General features: G+C 74.0%; 11 protein-coding genes. 7 read left to right on the top strand and 4 right to left on the bottom strand.

All coding sequences use genetic code 11. The features are described 5' to 3' along the window. The 5 genes from AC4BDD_RS05740 (at position 1) to AC4BDD_RS05720 (ending at position 5116) form a co-directional block, all read left to right on the top strand. Entirely contained in the window at positions 1–1170 is a 1170-nt protein-coding gene (locus tag AC4BDD_RS05740) for an XdhC family protein (protein WP_490689872.1), read from the top strand. A 76-nt stretch (positions 1171–1246) separates the two neighbouring features. Next, positions 1247–3304 (top strand): glycoside hydrolase family 6 protein, encoded by a 2058-nt coding sequence (locus AC4BDD_RS05735; RefSeq protein WP_490689871.1) that lies wholly within the window; start codon positions 1247–1249, stop codon positions 3302–3304. After that, positions 3301–3570, top strand: a complete 270-nt coding sequence (locus AC4BDD_RS05730; RefSeq protein ID WP_490689870.1) for a hypothetical protein — start codon at positions 3301–3303, stop codon at positions 3568–3570. The genes AC4BDD_RS05735 and AC4BDD_RS05730 overlap by 4 nt, the downstream gene beginning before the upstream one ends. Positions 3571–3659: 89 nt before the next feature. Further along, a complete protein-coding gene (locus tag AC4BDD_RS05725; protein WP_490689869.1) occupies positions 3660–3986 on the top strand; it encodes a nuclear transport factor 2 family protein in 327 nt (108 codons plus the stop codon). 20 nt (positions 3987–4006) lie between these two features. After that, positions 4007–5116 carry a winged helix DNA-binding domain-containing protein gene (locus AC4BDD_RS05720; protein WP_490689868.1) on the top strand — a complete coding sequence of 370 codons (1110 nt, stop codon included), beginning with the start codon at positions 4007–4009 and terminating at the stop codon, positions 5114–5116. A 99-nt stretch (positions 5117–5215) separates the two neighbouring features. On the opposite strand, the gene AC4BDD_RS05715 is transcribed toward AC4BDD_RS05720, so the two are convergent. Further along, entirely contained in the window at positions 5216–6064 is an 849-nt protein-coding gene (locus tag AC4BDD_RS05715) for a helix-turn-helix transcriptional regulator (protein ID WP_490689867.1), read from the bottom strand. A gap of 101 nt (positions 6065–6165) precedes the next feature. Between AC4BDD_RS05715 and AC4BDD_RS05710 the strand changes: the two genes are divergently transcribed. Continuing rightward, positions 6166–7836: an AMP-binding protein gene (locus AC4BDD_RS05710; RefSeq protein WP_490689866.1), complete on the top strand. Its 1671-nt coding sequence runs from the start codon at positions 6166–6168 to the stop codon at positions 7834–7836. Next, entirely contained in the window at positions 7833–9485 is a 1653-nt protein-coding gene (locus AC4BDD_RS05705) for an AMP-binding protein (RefSeq protein ID WP_490689865.1), read from the top strand. Before AC4BDD_RS05710 ends, AC4BDD_RS05705 begins: the two co-directional genes overlap by 4 nt. A gap of 55 nt (positions 9486–9540) precedes the next feature. Here AC4BDD_RS05705 and AC4BDD_RS05700 read toward each other — a convergent pair whose 3' ends face one another. Genes AC4BDD_RS05700 through AC4BDD_RS05690 form a run of 3 tightly spaced genes read right to left on the bottom strand, consistent with a single transcriptional unit; the run spans position 9541 to position 15517 of the window. Further along, on the bottom strand, positions 9541–10152 hold the full coding sequence (locus AC4BDD_RS05700) for a hypothetical protein (protein WP_490689864.1): 612 nt from the start codon (positions 10150–10152) through the stop codon (positions 9541–9543). After that, positions 10149–10526, bottom strand: a complete 378-nt coding sequence (locus AC4BDD_RS05695; RefSeq protein WP_490689863.1) for a hypothetical protein — start codon at positions 10524–10526, stop codon at positions 10149–10151. Before AC4BDD_RS05695 ends, AC4BDD_RS05700 begins: the two co-directional genes overlap by 4 nt. Further along, positions 10523–15517, bottom strand: coding sequence for an HD domain-containing protein (locus AC4BDD_RS05690; RefSeq protein ID WP_490689862.1), 4995 nt, complete (start codon positions 15515–15517; stop codon positions 10523–10525). The genes AC4BDD_RS05695 and AC4BDD_RS05690 overlap by 4 nt, the downstream gene beginning before the upstream one ends. Between the last annotated feature and the right edge of the window lie 4 nt (positions 15518–15521).

Below are 15521 nucleotides of genomic sequence, written 5' to 3'. Positions count from 1 at the left end.
ATGCTGGACATCGCTGCCGAACTGCACCGTTGGTGCCAGGAAGGGCGCGACTTCGCCGTCGCGACCGTGGTGGCCGTCGGCGGCAGCGCGCCCCGGCAGCCGGGCGCCGCCCTGGCCGTCGACGCCGAGGGCACCGCGGTCGGCAGCGTGTCCGGCGGGTGTGTGGAAGGCGCGGTCTACGACCTGTGCCACCAGGCCCTCCAGACCGGCGAGCCGGTCCGGGAGAGCTTCGGCTACTCCGACGAGGACGCCTTCGCCGTGGGCCTGACCTGCGGCGGAACCATCGACGTCCTCGTCACCCCGGTCCGGGCCGGCGACCCGGTCCGCAAGCCCTACGCCGACGCGCTGGCCGCCGCCGCCCGAGGGGAGGCGGCGGCCGCCGCGCGGATCGTCGGCGGCCCGGCCGCGATGCTCGGCCGCGCCCTGCTGGTGCGGCCGGACGGCGGCCTGCGAGGCACCCTGGCCGGTGCCCCGGTGCGGGACGGCGCCGCCCTGGACCGCACGGCCGCCGGCATCGCCCGCGCCATGCTGGACGCCGGCAGCACCGGCACCATCGCCATCGGCGCCGACGGCAGCCTCTGCGGGGAGCCGCTGGAACTGCTCGTCGAATCCAGCGTCCCCGCCCCCCGGATGATCGTCTTCGGTGCCATCGACTTCGCGGGCGCGCTGGTCCGCATCGGCAAGTTCCTCGGCTACCGCGTCACCGTCTGCGACGCCCGCCCCGTCTTCGCCACCGCCCAGCGCTTCCCGGAGGCCGACGAGGTCGTCGTGGAGTGGCCGCACCGCTACCTCGACGCCACCGAGGTGGACGGCCGCACCGTGCTGTGCGTCCTCACCCACGACGCCAAGTTCGACATCCCGCTGCTGGAGCGCGCGCTGCGGCTGCCCGTCGCCTACGTCGGCGCCATGGGATCCCGGCGCACCCACCTGGACCGGCTCGCCCGGCTCCGCGAGGTCGGCCTCAACGAGCTCGAACTGGCCCGGCTGCGCTCCCCGATCGGCCTCGACCTGGGGGCCCGTACGCCCGAGGAGACGGCCCTGTCCATCGCGAGCGAGATCGTGGCGAACCGGCGCGGCGGCAGTGGCATGCCCCTAACGGGGGCCCACACCCCGATCCATCACGACGGCGAACCGCTCGCCGGACACGGGCGGTTCGATTCGGTCGCCTGACGCGCAGTCAAGGTCCGTCCGCCACTCGGAGTAGGACACGGTTGCCGGACCGGCGGCGGCGCGCGGAAATGGAGGGGTGCGCAGCAGACCCGCCATCCTCACCGCCGCTACCGTCGCGGCCGTCGCGGCCACCGCCGCCGTCCCCGCGCTGACCGGCATGGCCGCGCCCGCCGTCCCCTCGCAACCCGCCGACCGCTTCTACACGCCCCCGGCGGACAACGACGCCTACCGGCACGTCATGCAGCTGATGAAGCGTCGGGCCTACCGGGACGCCGCCGGTGTCCTCGCCATGATCCGCACCCCGCACGCGGTCTGGTACGGCGACCAGACGCCCGCCGTCGTGGAGCGCCAGGTGCGCGCCACCACCCGGCGCGCGGCCCGTCAGCACAAGGTGCCGGTCCTCGCGCTCTACGACGTGCCCGGCCGCGACTGCGGAAGCTACTCGGCCGGCGGCGTCCGCAGCACCACCGAGTACCGGGCCTGGATCGACGCGGTCGCCCGCGGCATCGGCGACCGGGAGGCCCTGGTCATCCTGGAGCCGGACTCGCTGGCGCTGCTGCCGCAGGACTGCCCCGGTGGCGGTCCGGACGGCGACGCCGCGGCCGACCCCGGCACCGGCACGGACCCGGGCGCGGACCACGACCCGGACCACGACGCGCAGGCCGACCCGGACCACGACGGCGGCCGGGACCAGGACACCGACCCGGACGCCGAGCCGGATCCGGATGCCGGCGCCGATCCGGATGCCGGGCTGGACGATCCGGACACCGATCCGGAAGTGGACCCCGACGCCGACCTCGACCCGGACGCCGCCGCCCCCGACACCGCGTACCCGTCCGGGCCCGGCAAGGAGGCACCGGTCGACCCCGACGACCTGGTGAACGACGCCTACGACGCCTTCCCGTGGTCCGGCGCGCAGGACAGGCCGTCCGCCGAGCGCGGCTACGCCGGCCGGGCCGACCGGGCCCTGGACGGGGACGCGCCGGAGGCGGACGGGCTCGCGCCGGACGGGCTCGCGCCGGACGGTCTCGCGCCGGGCGGAGCCGGCGAGGCCGCGGACGCCCTGGAGGGACCGGTGCCCAGGTCCGGCTCGCCCGGCGGCCCCGCGCGCAGCTCCGGTTCGGCCGACGCCGGGCCGGCCGACGCCCGGCCGGCGCTCCCCGGTTCGGCCGGGGCTCCCCCCGCCACGGCCGACGCGGCCGAGGCGCGGACGGGGTCCGGCGGGGCCCCGCCGGTCCCCTCCCCGCCCCGCTCGAAGGCGTCCCCCTTCGCGGCCAAACCAGCCGACCAGCGGACCGCCGCCCGGTTCGGGGAGATCAACTACGCGGTCGCCACCCTGGAACCGCTGCGCCGCACCCGGGTCTACCTCGACGCCGGCCACTCCGCCTGGCACACCGTGCCCAGCATCGTGACGCGGCTGCTGGCGGCCGGGGTCGAGCGGGCCACCGGCTTCTACCTGAACGCCTCCAACTACCAGTCCGGCGCTGCCACCACCTGGTACGGCCGGCTGATCTCCTCCTGCCTCGCCTACGCCGCCCGGGGCAAGGACCCCGCCTCGTGCCCCACCCAGCGCTGGCGCCGGGCCCGCGCGCGGGCCTGGATGGACTCCCGGCTCGGCGCGGTCGACCCGTCCCGGATGAAGCACTTCGTCACCGACACCAGCCGCAACGGGCGCGGGCCCTGGAAGCCGCGACCCGACCGTCACCCGGATCCGCAGGACTGGTGCAACCCGCCCGGCCGCGGCCTGGGCGCCCGGCCCACCACGCGCACCGGGCATCCGCTGCATGACGCGATGCTGTGGGTGAAGACGCCGGGGGAGTCGGACGGGCTGTGTCTGCGCGGCACCGCCGGGCCCCGGGACCCCGAGCGCGGCACGGTGAACCCGCGCGCCGGGAAGTGGTTCGCGGCCCAGGCCATCGAGCTGGTGCGGCGGGCGCAGCCGGCCATCCGCCCGGTGTGGGTGGGGATGGAGGGCGCCCGCGGACTCTTCCCGGCCGCCCCGCTGTCGCCGGAGGAGCCGGCCACGTATGACCGGGGAAAGGACGGGTACCCGAACAGGCCCGGGCCGCGGGAGACACCGGGAGGTGTGCGACCGCGGTCCAGCAGCTCACCACGTTCGGAGGTGCACCCATGACCCTCATCCGGCAGCCCTGCGGCGACGGCGGCAGGCTGACCGCGACCTCGCCGCCCACGCACCCCGACCCGGTGCCGCCCAACCCGACACCGCCACCGGGTCCCGGCCCCGGCCCGACCCCCGGACCGACCCCCGGCCCGGCGCCGGGCCCCCAGCCGCAGCCGCCCCCCGGCCCGTCGCCGGACCCGATCCCGAAGCCGCCGGGACCCGATCCGGTCCCCGACCCCTCGCCGCAGCCGGGCCCACTGACCCGCGGCCACGCCTGATCCGCGGGCGCCCCTCGTCCCCGGGCGGGAACCATCCTCCTGCCCGGGGACGATTCACGCGCGCGGCCCGCCATGCCATGATCACCCCCATGAGCGAGCCGATCACCGTGGTCCAGCGTCAGCTCGACGCCTACAACGCCCACGACCTGGAGGCGTTCAGCGACACCTACGCCCGCGACGTGACCATCGACCTGCGCGACGGGACGCGGATGACCGGCCGTGAGGCGCTGCGCGAGAGGTACGGGCCGGTCTTCGAGCAGGGGCGCTGCCGCGCCGAGATAGCCGCCCGGATGACGGAGGGCGACTGGGTGATCGACCATGAGATCGCGCACGGGATCGCGGAGGAGCCGGTGCGCGTGCTCGTCGCCTACCGGGTCCGCGACGGCCGCATCGACACGGTGCGGTTCTTCGGCTGACGTCCTCGGAGCGTGGAGCCATGACGAAGAACGGACCCCAGCCCGTACTCACCCGCCGGGAACTCAACCGCGCCACCCTGGAGCGGCAGTTGCTGCTGCGCCGGGCCCGGCTGACGGCCCTTGAGGCGGTGGAGCACCTGGTGGGGCTCCAAGCGCAGTCCGTCAAACCGCCGTACCACGCGCTGGCGGCCCGGCTGGCCGGGTTCCGCCCCGAGGCGCTCTCGGAGCTGCTCGCCACCCGCCAGGCCGTGCGGATCTCCCTGATGCGGTCGACCATCCACCTGGTCAGCACCCGGGACTGCCGGACGCTGCGGCCCCTGGTCCAGCCGATGCACGACCGCGCCTTCCAGGCCAACCACGGCAAGCGGCTGGACGGGGTGGACCTGGCGCGGCTGGCCGAGCTCGCCCGTGAGCTGGTCGAGGAAGAGCCGCTCACCTTCAAGGCGCTGGGCGAGGCGCTGCTGCCCCACTGGCCCGACCGCGCCCGGCAGGACCTGGCGATGGCGGCCCGCACCGTGCTGCCGCTGGTCCAGGTCACCCCGCGCGGGCTGTGGGGCGCGAGCGGGCCGATCGCGCACACCACCGCCGAGACCTGGCTGGGCGCCGGGCTCGACCCGCGGCCCGACCTGCCCGGTGTGCTGCTGCGCTATCTGGCCGCCTTCGGTCCGGCCTCGGTGCGCGACATCCAGACCTGGTGCGGACTGACCCGGCTGCGCGAGACGGTCGAAGGACTAAGGCCAAGGCTGCGGACCTTCCGAGACGAGCAGGGCGTGGAGCTGTTCGACCTGCCGGACGCCCCGCGGCCCGCGCCCGACACCCCGGCCCCGCCGCGCTTCCTGCCCGAGTACGACAACGTCCTGCTCTCGCACGCGGACCGCCGCCGGATCGTCAGCGACGCCGGCCGCCGCCGGATCTGGCAGGGCAACCAGGCGTACTGCTCCTTCCTGGTGGACGGATTCGTCGCCGGCACCTGGCGCATCGAGACGGCCCCCGACACCGCCACCCTCCTGGTGCGCCCCTTCGAACGGCTCAGCGGCCCGGACCGGGCGGCACTGGAGACGGAGGCGGCGGGCGTCCTGGCGATGACCGCGCCGCAGGCCGCCCCCGACATCCGCCTCCAGGAGCCCTGAGCACCCCGCGAGTGCCTCCGGCGGATGCCCCACCCCCAAGCCGCCCCGCCGACCGCCCCTCACGGACGTCCGACCCGGGCAGCAAGCCCGCCCCGCGGCTTACGGCAGCAGGCCCGCGCGGCGGGCCTCGACGACGGCCTGCAGGCGGGTGTGCGCGCCCAGCTTCCGCATCGAGGACCGCAGATAGCTCTTGACCGTCTCCGGCCGCAGCCCCAAACGCTCGGCCGCCACCGCGTTCGTCGCCCCCGACGCCACGCACACCAGCACGTCCACCTCGCGCGGCGACAGCTCCACCCGCCGCCCGGCCGGCTGCCCGCCCGGGTCGGCGGTGCCCGAGCAGGCGCGGGCCAGCCGCCCGCAGGCCGCGAGCATCTCCTCCCGCAGCCGGGGGTCGGCCACCCGGCGGGCCAGCGCCCGCAGATCGCCGTGTGCCTCACGGACCTCCTCCCACACCGCGGGATCGGCGTCCGCCGGCTGCCGTGTCACCGACAGCAGCCGCTGCGCCTCGTCGTACACCGCCAGCGACTGCTCCAGTTCGCGCGCCGCCTCCACCGCCGCGGTCAGCGGCCGGTCGCCGAGGGCCAGCGGCTGCCGCAGCGCGCCGTACAGCACCCCGCGCACCCGCTGCCGGACGACCACCGGCACCGCCAGCACCGAGCGCAGCCCCTCGGCGGCCACGGCCGCGTCATACTCATGGCTGATCGCCCGCGAGACCGGATAGTCCGCCACCGCGACCGGGCGGGACAGGGTCATCGCCTTCCCGCCCAGACCGTTCCCCGGGCTCACCGCGAGCCCCCGCAGCGAATGGGTGACCGTCCCGTGCAACTCGGAGATGCGGAACGCCCGTTCCGCCGAGAACAGTCCACCGAACGTCACGGGTAAACCGCCGCGCCGCCGCATCCGCAGCAGCGCCGTCCGCACATCGACGGCCCTGTCCGGCTCCGCCACGGCTTTCTCCCCTGGGTAGCGGTACCCCCCGTTCGGGGGTGGTGAGACTCAGATCACCCGTCGCACGATGCTAGCGAGCAGTACGGCAACGAGGAGGACATGTGACGGCAACGGTTCCGACCGATGACTTCCGGGCGGCGCGGGACTTCCTGCTCCGGCACCGCGAGGACTACACGGCGGCGTACGAGGGATTCAGCTGGCCGCGCCCGGAGACGTTCAACTGGGCCCTGGACTGGTTCGACCACATCGCGCACGGCAACGCCCGCACCGCCCTCCACATCGTCGAGGAGGACGGCCGCGAGACCCGCGTGTCGTTCGGCGAGATGTCCGTACGCTCCGACCAGGCGGCGCGCTGGCTGCGGGAGAAGGGCGTACGGTCCGGCGACCGGATCGTCGTCATGCTCGGCAATCAGCGCGAGCTGTGGGAGACCGCGCTGGCCGCGATGAAGCTGCGGGCCGTCGTCATCCCCGCCACCCCGCTGCTCGGCCCGGCCGACCTGCGCGACCGGATCGACCGGGGACGCGCCCGCCACGTCGTCGTACGGTCCGCGGACACCGACAAGTTCGCGGACGTGCCAGGCGACTACACCCGGATCGCGGTCGGCGAGGAGGTCGCCGGCTGGCTGGCGTACGACGACGTCTACCAGGCGCCCGCGGAGTTCGCGCCGGACGGCCCCACCCGCGCCACCGATCCGCTGATGCTGTACTTCACCTCCGGCACCACCGCCCAGCCCAAGCTCGTCCAGCACACCCACACCTCGTACCCCATCGGCCACCTGGCCACCATGTACTGGATCGGGCTGAAGCCGGGCGACGTCCACCTCAACATCTCCTCCCCCGGCTGGGCGAAGCACGCCTGGTCCAACCTCTTCGCCCCGTGGAACGCCGAGGCCACCGTCTTCATCCACAACTACACCCGCTTCGACGCCGGCCGCCTGATGGCCGAGATGGACCGGGCCGGCGTCACCACCTTCTGCGCCCCGCCCACCGTGTGGCGCATGCTCATCCAGGCGGACCTCAGCCAGCTGGGAAACCCGCCCCGCGAGGCCGTCGCGGCGGGCGAGCCGCTCAACCCCGAGGTGATCGAGACCGTCCGGCGGGCCTGGGGCGTCACCATCCGGGACGGCTTCGGGCAGACCGAGACCGCCGTCCAGGTCGCCAACACCCCAGGCCAGCCGCTCAAGCCGGGCTCCATGGGCCGCCCGACGCCCGGCTTCGCCGTCGCCCTGCTCGACCCGGTCACCGGCCGCCCCGCCGACGAGGGCGAGATCAGCCTCGACCTGTCGGCGCGCCCCGTCGGGCTGATGACCGGCTACGAAGGCGACGCGGAGCGCACCGCCGAGGCCATGGCGGACGGCTACTACCGCACCGGGGACATCGGCGCCCGGGACGCCGACGGCTACATCACCTACATCGGCCGCGCCGACGACGTGTTCAAGGCCTCCGACTACAAGATCTCGCCCTTCGAGCTGGAGAGCGCGCTGCTGGAGCACGAGGCCGTCGCCGAGGCCGCGGTCGTCCCCGCCCCCGACCCCATCCGGCTCGCCGTGCCCAAGGCGTACGTGGTGCTCGCCGACGGCTGGGAGCCCGGCCCGGACACCGCAAAGGCGATCTTCGCCCACTCCCGGGCCGTCCTCGCCCCCTACAAGCGCATCCGCCGACTGGAGTTCGCCGAACTGCCCAAGACCGTGTCCGGCAAGATCCGCCGCATCGAGCTGCGCGAGCGGACCGCGCAGGATGGCTCCAACGAGTTCAGCGAGGAGACCTCATGACCGCCCCCGCCCCGACCGACTCCGCCGCTCCACCGGCCGCCCCGCAGCTGTCCTACGCCAGCGGACCCGCCGAGACCCCGCTGCTCGGTGACACCATCGGAGCCAATCTGGCCCGCACGGTGGCGCGCTTCGGTGACCGCGAGGCCCTGGTGGACATCCCCAGCGGCCGCCGCTGGACCTACGCGGAGTTCGACGACGCGGTCGAGGAGGTGGCCCGGGGGCTGCTCGCCAAGGGCGTCGACCGGGGGGACCGGGTCGGCATCTGGGCCGTCAACTGCGCCGAGTGGATGCTGATCCAGTACGCCACCGCCCGCGTCGGCGCCGTCATGGTCAACATCAACCCGGCCTACCGCCTGGACGAGCTGCGCTATGTCCTGCGGCAGGCCGGGATCTCGGTGCTCGTCGCCTCGATCGCGCACAAGACCAGCGACTACCGTGCCATGGTCGAGCAGGTCCGCGCCGACTGCCCCGCCCTGCGCGAGGTCGTCCACATCGGCGACCCGACCTGGGACGAGCTGGTCGCCGCCGGCGCGGACATCGCCCCCGAGCGGCTCACCGAGCGCGAGGCCCAGCTCTCCTGCGACGACCCGGTCAACATCCAGTACACCTCCGGCACCACCGGCTTCCCCAAGGGCGCCACCCTCTCCCACCACAACATCCTCAACAACGGCTACTTCGTGGGGGAGATGATCGGCTACACCCAGCTGGACCGGGTGTGCGTGCCGGTGCCCTTCTACCACTGTTTCGGCATGGTGATGGGCAATCTCGCCGCCACCAGCCACGGCGCCTGCGTCGTCATCCCGGCCCCCTCCTTCGACCCGGTGGCCACCCTCAGCGCCGTCGAACGGGAGCGCTGCACCTCGCTCTACGGCGTTCCCACCATGTTCATCGCCGAGCTCAACCTCCCCGACTTCGCCACCTACGACCTCTCCTCGCTGCGCACCGGGATCATGGCCGGCTCGCCCTGCCCGGTGGAGGTCATGAAGCGGGTCGTGGCCGAGATGCACATGGCCGAGGTGTCCATCTGCTACGGCATGACCGAGACCTCGCCGGTCTCCACCCAGACCCGCCGCGACGACGACCTGGAGCGCCGCACCGGCACGGTCGGCCAGGTACTGCCGCACATCGAGGTCAAGGTGGTGGACCCGGCGACCGGCGTGACCGTGCCCCGCGGCACCAGCGGCGAGCTGTGCACCCGCGGCTACTCGGTGATGCTCGGCTACTGGGAGCAGCCCGAGCGCACCGCCGAGGCGATCGATCCGGCCCGCTGGATGCACACCGGCGACCTGGCGGTGATGCGCGAGGACGGCTACGTCCAGATCGTCGGCCGGATCAAGGACATGATCATCCGCGGCGGTGAGAACGTCTACCCGCGGGAGATCGAGGAGTTCCTGCACGCCCATCCCAAGATCGCCGATGTGCAGGTGGTGGGCGTCCCGGACGAGAAGTACGGCGAGGAGATCCTGGCCTGCGTGATCCTCCGCGACTCCTCCGACGCCCTCACCCTCGAGGAGCTCACCCGCTACTGCGACGGCCGGCTCGCCCACTTCAAGGTCCCGCGCCACCTACGGATCATGACGGAGTTCCCGATGACCGTCAGCGGCAAGGTACGCAAGATCGAACTGCGCGAGCGGGGCGTCATGGGGTGACCGGCGCGGACCCGTCGGACGGCTCTGGCCTGGCCACGTCCAGCCGTGGCCGCGTCTAGCCCTGGCCGCAGTTCTCCGCCGGCCGCACGGCCGCGACCAGTGCGGCGGGGACGCTCCGCAGTTCGCGGTCCCCGCCGCTGCCGGTCCACACCGACACGCCCTGCGGGCCGCCGCTCACCAGTTCGCCGCAGAAGACCGAGGTCCGCGTGGTGACCCGGACCAGATGGCCCGGTGATCCGGGCGTGGTCAGCCAGGCCACCGCCACCGCGGCGGCGACCAGCACCACCCCGGTCAGGCAGCACACCGCGGCGGCCAGCAGCGACCGGGTGACCCTCTGGACCTCCCGCGCGGTCCAGCGGCGCAGCGCCTGACCGCCGAGCGTGATCTCCTCACCCGGCCGCCCGTACGACGCCCGCACGGCCAGCAGTGACCCCGCCACCAGCAGCAGGAAGGAGCCGCCCAGCAGCGCTGTCGCCGCGGTGCGGGCGCCGTCGGGCAGATCGGCCAGGTTGTCACGGCCCTTGAGCACGACCAGAACGGCCAGCAGCGCGGTCAGCCCGGTCAGTCCGGTGCGCCACCCCTCGGCCTGTCGGCGCAGCTCCGGGAGCTGCTGGAACTCCAGTTCCCGCGCCAGTTCCGCCCACCGGCGGTCCGACCGGGCGCTCACGCCGACGTCCCGCGGACCCGCCAGCTCGCTCCGCAGCCGAGGAAGACGGCGTCCGGTGGCTGGCCGGGATGGGCGTAGCCGCATTCGCAGAACAGCACCTCGGCGGCGAGTACATCGGGCACCCGGACCGGTGCCGGGGCGCGGCCGCCCGCGATCCGGCGCAGCAGCCCCTTGGTCCCGCTACCGGGGGCGCCCCGCGGATAGTCCACAGCCATATGGCCCGCGCATCCGGGGCAGTGCCCCTCGACGCGCACCGTGCGGCCGTCCTCGACCAGCCGCTGGGTGAACGCGGCGCCGGTCTCCCCGAGGTCGCGCTCGACGTAGCCGACGGCGAAGTCGTGTTGGCGCGCCGCGGGCTGGGGTGTGCCGGTCATGCGTCCGCCCCTTCCGCGTCGGCGCCCTCGGCGTCGGTCGGTTCGCCGGGCAGGCCGGAGAGGTCCAGTGCGAACAGGCCGGCGTACTGGGCCAGACGGCCTCGCACCCATGACTCGCTCTCCCCGGTCGCATGGGCGGCAAGGGCCACCTGGGCGGGTTCGACCCGGCCGCTGAGCGCGGGCAGCATCCCGTCCAGCCGGACGGAGAGGATCACCAGGTCCTGCCAGAGCGGGAGCACCTCCGGCGGGTCGGGGATGTCCGTCTCGGGCAGCAGCGGCCGGTACGGCGCGAGCCGTCGCCAGGTCTGGGCCACCTCCTCGCCAAGCCGCCCCGCGATACTGACCAGATCGAGCGGGACCAGCGGCTCGTCCGGCGCGGAGACCCGATGCCCGTCGTCAAGCGCGATCAGATCGCGCCCATCGGGCTCCGCGGAGCGCAGGCCCTCCACCGTCTCGCAGGCGAGCTCCGGGACCAGGGCGCCGATGGCGCGCAGCGGTGCCAGCCGCTGGTACGCCGTCGCGGCGTCGGTCCCGATCGCGCGCGCGTACCGCGCCAGTTCCAGACAGGTCAGGGGCTTCCACACGGGTGCGGGGAAGTCTTCGTCCGACCCCGACCCACTGTGGTCCAGCAGCGCCTGTGACTCCCGCCAGGTCGGGCGAAGCGCGGCCAGTTCCCCGGGCAACCGGGGCAGCGTCAGGCCGAAGCGCTTGGCCTGCTCACCGGCCAGCTCCCACACGGCCGCCAGCGGAACCTCCAGCCGGACGCCGGCGGAGAACAGCACATCGCCGGAGGGCCGCGTGGCCGGGTAGTCGGCCTCGTCGAAGGTTACGTCCTTGCCCGACAGGGCGAAGCGGGTGGGCACGGACAGCTCGGCCCAGTGCTCGATCAGACTGATGTCGGTGGGGAGTTCGACGCCGATCTCCCTCAACTCATCGACACATTCCGCGAACGCGTCCATCCCCATCTGGTAGGGACGGCAGAGGGCCAGCTCTTCCAGGGTCAGGCCACGCTCCAGGCGGCCGCCCGTGTCATCGATATGGGGGACGAGCTCCGCGGCGGCGTAGGGGACCAGCTCGTCGTCGGGCGCGACGCCGTCAAGTCGCAGGTACTCAAGTCCCAGGCGCGGGGCCAGGTCGGCCAGGTCCTCCTGCGCCCCCGCCGGCGACACGTCCCACTCGGCGGCCAGCTCCACCGTGGCCGCCCAGCGCAGCACCCACCGTCCGTCCGGCTCCTTGTGGCAGTATCGCCGGACCAGCAGGCGGAGAACGTCGTCGAGCGCCGTCCATGCCCCGACCGCTTCGGCGGCGGGCGTCGACCAGCCGAGCCAGCCGAAGGCGGAGAGCCGCTCCAGGACCTCAGCCGGCTCGGTGTACGTCTGCTGGGCGATCTCGCACACCTCCCACGGTTCCCTGACCCGCCACATCATCGTGGAGTACTGGTGCTTCTCCTCCTGCATGAAGAGCAGGGCGAGGTCCGCGTCGGTGCACACATGGTCCTCGTGATGAGGAGGCACCTCGGGGAAGGGAGCCCCGCGGAGCGGGGCGAAGCGAGCGCATCGGCGGATCAGCTCGCCGAGCGGCAGCCGCAGGTCCCGCGACGCCCACACCAGCCCCGCCAGGTCCAGCGGGCCGTCCAGCTTCAGCCTTTCCCTCTTCCCCACCGCTCCCGACAGGGCGTCGGTGATGGACTTCTCCGCGGCCGTGGGGATCCAGCCCGGATCGGGGGCGGACATCGGCGGTGGCGCCAGTTCCGGGTGGACGACGCGCATCCGCCGGAGCACCCGCAGCACCTCGCCGACCGGCACCCGATCCGTGGCGGCCTGGGAGATCACCTTGCGCCAGTCCCGCTGGGCGTTGGTGCAGATCGCGGCGTCCCCCGCGTCGGGCACGGGATGGCCGGCCAGGGAAAGGGGGGCCGCTTGCCCGCCCTCGGCGTGCCGTCGGTCCAAGGCCGCCGAGCGCCAGGGCCGGACCCGGCCCAGCAGGTCGTAGTCGGGCCGCAGCTCGCCGCCCAGCACCACCGCGTCCGGGTGGAACCATCCGAGGGTGTCCAGATCCCGCACCTCTCCGCCGCCAGGCGGGCGGCCGGTCAGCGGGGCCTTCACCCCCTTGCCGCGCAGCGCCTGCCAGACCGCGCGGGCCACCGGCCGGCTCTGGCTCTCCAACTGCCACAGCCATTCCATGGTGAGCTCGGGCCATTCCGGGATGGCGTCGGCGCCCTCCCGCCAGGTGCGGCGCGCCCACGTCCCGTCGTATGACAGGAGCTTGTTGCGGTCCACACTCAGCCGCCCCGCGTGGGCGCCGGTCAGGTTGAGCACGTAACCGAAGGGCGACCGGTCCGTGGTGATGCCGTCGCACAGCAGGGCGCCCGCGCCCTTGACCCACCACAGCACCCCCGGAACCGCCTCCCGTGCCGATGGCCCATGCCGCAGCGCGCCCGGCTCCCAGACCGTCGAACGGCCCGGCGCGTCGGACGCCTCCAGCCGGACTTCGCTGACGCGGACCAGCCGCAGCAGTGTGCTGACGCACGACAACCCGGCCAGCTCGTCGTCGTCGCGCAGATAGAGCCGCACCCGGGTCCCGCCCTCGGGGCGGCCGTCCTCACCGTCGTCCAGCTGGCGCTGCACCCGGAACAGGCTGCCGCTGCTGGGGATGTCGACCCGCAGCGCGTGCTCCGCGGGGATGCCCTCAGGGCTCACCTGACGCGTCACCAGCGTCATCTCGTCGGCCAGCATGAAGTAGCTGAGGACGCCGATGCCGAACCGGCTGTTGGGGTAGAGCCGCAGCGAGGGGTCCAGGCGCAGCCAGTTCGCCTGCTCGCGGCGGAAGGTGCGGGACTGCTCGAAGCGGCTGCCGGCCCGGATGAAGGTGTTCTGCAGCTGCTCCAGCCCCATGCCGACGCCGTTGTCACGGCACTCGACGTACCGGCCCCGGGAGTCCTCGCCCTGGACGACCGTGATCCTGCCGGACCAGGCGGCGGGCCGCTGCCCCTTGCGGCGCAGATAGCGCCACCGCATGTCCCGGTAGCGGCAGGCGTCCATGGCGTTCTGGTACAGCTCCCGGATGGCCAGCGCCGGGTCTCCGTACAACTGCTGGCCCATGAGCAGTGAGCGCACCTCGGTCTGCGCCAGATGGAACCGCAGCAGCGGGACCTCGTATGCCGGGCGGCCGGCTGCCGCGCCCGGCCGCAGCTCGCGTGAGGTGATCCGGGTGGGGACGGCGGCGAGCAGCGCGGCCTCCTTCTCCGGGATCCGGGCGGCTGACTTCCGGGTGGCCTCGGCCAGCGCGTCCGCCCGCTCGGCCAGCTCGGTCAGCGCGGAGTGCAGGGCCTGATGCGGGCAGCGCACGTCCATGTGCAGCTCGCCACGGCCGCCCTCGTCCGGCAGCCAGTCCAGGGACGGGCGGCGGACCACCCGGACCACGTCGGCCGGGCGCACCGGGTCGGAGACGGCCAGATGCTCGGCGATGACGGCGGGAAAGGTCCGCACATCGGCGGCGAGGGCCGCCGCCAGACGCAGCAGCGCGCCCAGCGGACGGGCCCGGAAGAGCTGCCGGCCGTCGGGCAGGCGCACCATCGACGGGCACGGACCGGCCGGCGTATCGTCCGGCGGGGCGTCCACCCCTACGCCGGCGGCCAGCCGCCGCAGCGCCTGGGAGAGTTCGTCGACCCGGCCGTCGTCACCGGCCCGTGCCCCGAGGACATCCCGGGCGAACCTCTCGGCGAGCGCCGCGGGCACCGCTTCCTCGTCGGTCTCGAACCGCTCGGAGATCCAGCGGTGCACCAGCCACAGCGCGACGGCCCGCTCGTCCTCCGTCCGTCCCTGGCGGCGGCAGGTGGCGAGCTTGCGGGTGATGTGCGCGTGGTGGTCGAAGACCTGCTCCAGATGCCTGCGGTGCGCACCCGCGCCGGGTATCCGCGACTCCCGGAGCGGATCGGCCTCCGCGGCCTGCGCCAGCCGGTCCGCCCACGCGGCCTCGTGCAGGAATGGCGCCGCGATCAGCGCGGCCACCTCCAGCGGGGACAACTCCGCGTCCGGGGGCAGCAGTCTGGCCAGCCCGAGCTGGAGCAACCGGACCGGGAAGTCGTCGTCGGCCCACGGGTCGGGCAGCCTGCGCTGCGCCCGGTGGACCGCGCGGGCACACTCCTCGACCAGCGACAGCAGGCACTCCTGGAGTCGGGCGATGAGCCGCTCATCGCCGCCGGCCGCGGGAAGCCACATGGCCTGGTCGCGGACCGCCTCGCGCCACTCCTCCAGCAGATGACGGCCCTGGCAGACCTCCGTCTGGCGGGTCTGTTCCTCGTGGTCCGTGCCGTACCGGATCTGGGGGCGCTGCACCAGCCCGTGCCGACGGGCGAGTTCGGCGGTGCGGGTGCGAGCCGCCTCGAAGACCTCGTGCACGGTCCGCGGCGCGGACATCGCGCCCAGCGCCTCGGCCAGCCCGCGGGTGAACAGACTCCCTTCAGGGGAGCAGCCCGACCGCTCACCGGGGGAGCAGCCCACCATCATGGCGAACCGGCCGCCGGGCGGGCCCCCTCGGATGCGGCTGCCGAAGGCGTCCTTGCCGCCGAGACCGTCGCGGCAGGCGTCGATCAGCCACAGCACGGTCCCCGCCCGGCACTCGCGCAGCGCCTCGCCGATGTCGGCCGGGAGGAGGGAGTGGACATACGGCGGCCGCCAGTCGCCGTCGCGGGGCGCCCGGGCGTCGGCCGGCACGAGGTAGTCGACATCGTCGATCCGCACCCCGTGTCCGGTGAAGTACAACACCAGGGTGCCGCCTTCGGGCATGCCACGAGCGGCCTCGTAGATCTGGATTTCGATGGCCGCGCGGCTGTCCCCGGCCACTGTCTGCACGTCGTAGCCGGACTCTTCCAGCGCGTCGCGCATCGCGGTCAGATCCGCCGCGACCGTCTCGTCCAGGGGCGCGAACTCGACTACGGCCTCGGGCGCGTGCGCCACGCCGATCAGCAGTGCCCTGCGGACTTCCCCCATGGTC

It is taken from the genome of Streptomyces sp. JLBT605, assembly GCF_058215555.1.
This window is presented reverse-complemented; position numbering and strand designations above follow the sequence as displayed.

Bases quoted from the DNA above. Each gene is read 5' to 3' on its own strand.
- AC4BDD_RS05720 (WP_490689868.1), top strand. From the start codon at position 4,007: ATGACGAAGAACGGACCCCAGCCCGTACTCACCCGCCGGGAACTCAAC.
- AC4BDD_RS05695 (WP_490689863.1), bottom strand. From the start codon at position 10,526: ATGACCGGCACACCCCAGCCCGCGGCGCGCCAACACGACTTCGCCGTC.
- AC4BDD_RS05730 (WP_490689870.1), top strand. From the start codon at position 3,301: ATGACCCTCATCCGGCAGCCCTGCGGCGACGGCGGCAGGCTGACCGCG.
- AC4BDD_RS05690 (WP_490689862.1), bottom strand. From the start codon at position 15,517: ATGGGGGAAGTCCGCAGGGCACTGCTGATCGGCGTGGCGCACGCGCCC.
- AC4BDD_RS05740 (WP_490689872.1), top strand. From the start codon at position 1: ATGCTGGACATCGCTGCCGAACTGCACCGTTGGTGCCAGGAAGGGCGC.
- AC4BDD_RS05705 (WP_490689865.1), top strand. From the start codon at position 7,833: ATGACCGCCCCCGCCCCGACCGACTCCGCCGCTCCACCGGCCGCCCCG.
- AC4BDD_RS05725 (WP_490689869.1), top strand. From the start codon at position 3,660: ATGAGCGAGCCGATCACCGTGGTCCAGCGTCAGCTCGACGCCTACAAC.